General features: G+C 74.9%; 1 protein-coding gene and 2 pseudogenes. All 3 read left to right on the top strand.

The genetic code is table 11. The features are described from left to right. Positions 1-231, top strand: a pseudogene (locus tag G3I65_RS01085) (xanthine dehydrogenase family protein subunit M); the annotation flags it as partial. Beyond that, complete coding sequence (locus G3I65_RS01090; RefSeq protein ID WP_160693892.1) at positions 228-2,399, top strand: xanthine dehydrogenase family protein molybdopterin-binding subunit; 2,172 nt, start codon at positions 228-230, stop codon at positions 2,397-2,399. The pseudogene G3I65_RS01085 and the gene G3I65_RS01090, both read left to right, overlap by 4 nt. Continuing rightward, positions 2,389-2,610 (top strand): annotated as a pseudogene (locus G3I65_RS01095) (hypothetical protein); the annotation flags it as partial. The gene G3I65_RS01090 and the pseudogene G3I65_RS01095, both read left to right, overlap by 11 nt.

Below are 2,610 nucleotides of genomic sequence, written 5' to 3' on the forward strand. Positions count from 1 at the left end.
GTCGGCGACTGCCGGATCGCGCTGGGCGGCGTCGCCACCCGGCCGTGGCGGGCCGCCGAAGCCGAACGCACCCTGCGCGGCCTGCCCCTGACCGCCGAGCACGCCCGGCGTGCCGGCGAGATCGCGTTCGCCGGCGCCCGTCCCGGCACCCACAACGGATTCCGGATCGAACTGGGCATCCGCACGGTCGCCGACGCCGTGCTGATGGCCGGGGAGCGAGCGACCCGATGACCGACACCCGGCGCGTCGACGCGCACGAAAAAGTCACCGGCAAAGCCGCCTACGGCACCGACCGCGTCCCGGACGGGGTCGTCCACGCCGCGCTCGCCACCGCCCGGATCGGCCGCGGCCGGGTGTCCGATGTGGACACCCGGGCCGCCGAAGCCGTGCCCGGCGTGCTCCTCGTCGTGACCCGGTTCGACGCCGAAGAGCTGCGCGGCCCCGGGTTCATCATGGGCGGCGGGTTCGCCTTCCAGAGCCTGCAGCCGCTGCTGGACGACCGGATCGCCTACCGCGGCCAGCCGATCGCCCTGGTCGTGGCCGAAACCCCGGTCGCCGCGACCGAAGCCGCCGACCTGGTGACCGCCGAGTACGAGCCCGAGCCGGTCGCCGCGCACCTCGACGCCGCGGGCGCGACCACGCTGGTGCAGGAAGAGGCGATCCCGCTGCCGTTCCTGGCCGACATCAAGGTCGGCGACGCCGACGCGGTGGTCGACGCCAGCCCGGTGCGGATCGAGCGCACCTACGAGCACGCGGCGCAGCACGCCGTGCCGATGGAGCTGAACGGCGCCGTCGTCGAATGGCGCGACGGCACGCTCGTCGTGCACGAAGGCACCCAGAACGCGGCCGCGGTCCGGCACGGGCTCGCCCAGCAGCTCGGCCTCGACGCGGCGCGCATCGAAGTGCGGTCGCCGTACGTCGGCGGCGGGTTCGGCCAGAAGAACTCGCTCCAGCCGCACCTCGCGCCGCTCGCGCTGGTGAGCCGCCGCCTCGGCCGCCCGGTCAAGCTCGTGCTGACGCGCGCCCAGACCTTCCACAACGGCAGCTTCCGCCCGGCCACCCGCCACCGCGTCCGCCTCGGCGCCGACGCGTCCGGCAAGATCCTCGCCGCCGTGCACGAGGTCGACCAGCAGACGTCCCGCCACGACCTGTTCCCGGCGATGCACACCGAGGTCTCCTCGCGGCTGTACGGCTTCGAGGCGTTCCGCGGCAGGCACCGGCTCGTGCGGACCGACGTGCAGACCCCCGGCTACATGCGGGCGCCGTTCGAAAGCTCGGCGATGTTCGCGTTCGAGTCCGCGGTGGACGAACTCGCCTACGCCACCGGCCAGGACCCGGTCGCGCTGCGGCTGGCCAACGACACGATGACCGACCCGGTCAGCGGACGGCCGTTCTCCACCCGGTTCCTCGCCGACTGCCTCCGCCGTGGTGCCGAGCGGTTCGGCTGGGCCGGCCGCGACCCCGAACCCGGCTCGATGCGCGTGGCCGACGGTTCGCTGCTCGGCTGGGGCGTCGCAGTCGGCACCTACCCGGGCCACGCCGCACCCGCCGTCGCGCACCTGACCGCGCACGCCGACGGCCGGGTGACGGCCGCCGTCGACGGCCACGAGATGGGCCAGGGCATCCGGTCGGCGATCGCGCTGCTCGTCGCGAACGACCTCGGCATCGCCGTGCGGGACGTCGAAGTCCGGGTCGGCGACACCCGCGTCGCGCCGCAGCACCTCACCGCGGGGTCCTGGGGCACCGCGACCGCGCTGCCCGCCGTGCACGCCGGGCTGCGGGAACTGCGCAAGCACCTGAACGCGGCCGACACCGGGGCCGTGGACGTCGCCGCCGCCGTCGGACGCGCCGGGCACCCGGTCGAGGTCGAAGTGGCCACGGTCGGCGCCGGGCAGGGGCCCGAGGTCGTCGACCAGTCCAAGGCCGGGCACCTGGCCATCGCCGGCCCGGTCTACCCGGAGTTCAGCACGTTCAGCTGGGTCGCCCACTTCGTCGAGGTCCGCGTCGAGCCGACCACGTGCCGGATCCGCGTGCCGCGCGTGGTCAGCGTCGTCGACTGCGGCCGGGTCGCCAGCCCGGTGACCGCGGCGAGCCAGGTGCGCGGCGGCGTGATCTGGGGCATCGGCGGGGCGCTGCGCGAGGAAAGCCTGCCCGACCCGGAGCGCGGCGGCTTCCTCAACGCGACGCTCGAGGAGTACCCCGTGATGGTCAACGCCGATGTCCACCGCATCGACGTCGACTTCGTGGACCGGCCCGACTTCCGGTTCAACCCGGTCGGGGTGAAGGGGCTCGGCGAGGTCTCGATGGTCGGGGTCGCGGCGGCCGTGGCCAACGCCGTCCACCACGCCACCGGACGGCGGCACCACCGGCTGCCGATCCGCCTCGAAGATGTCCTCTGACCCTCTGCTGGATCGCCCGGCCGTCAGCGAGCCGGACGCGCTGAGCCCGGCCGCGCTCGCCGAAGCGCGCCGGGCGCAACCCCGGCGCGGGTTGCTCGGCTTGGTCTTCGTGCTGCCGGTGACGGCACTGCTCGCGGTGGGCGCGGGCGGCCCGGTGCGGACCCTGGAGCTGCTCGGGCCGGTCGTGACGTTCGCGCTGCCGATCGTCGCG

Origin of the sequence: Amycolatopsis sp. SID8362 (assembly GCF_010550475.1) — a bacterium.
Classification (GTDB): Bacteria; Actinomycetota; Actinomycetes; order Mycobacteriales; family Pseudonocardiaceae; genus Amycolatopsis; species Amycolatopsis eburnea.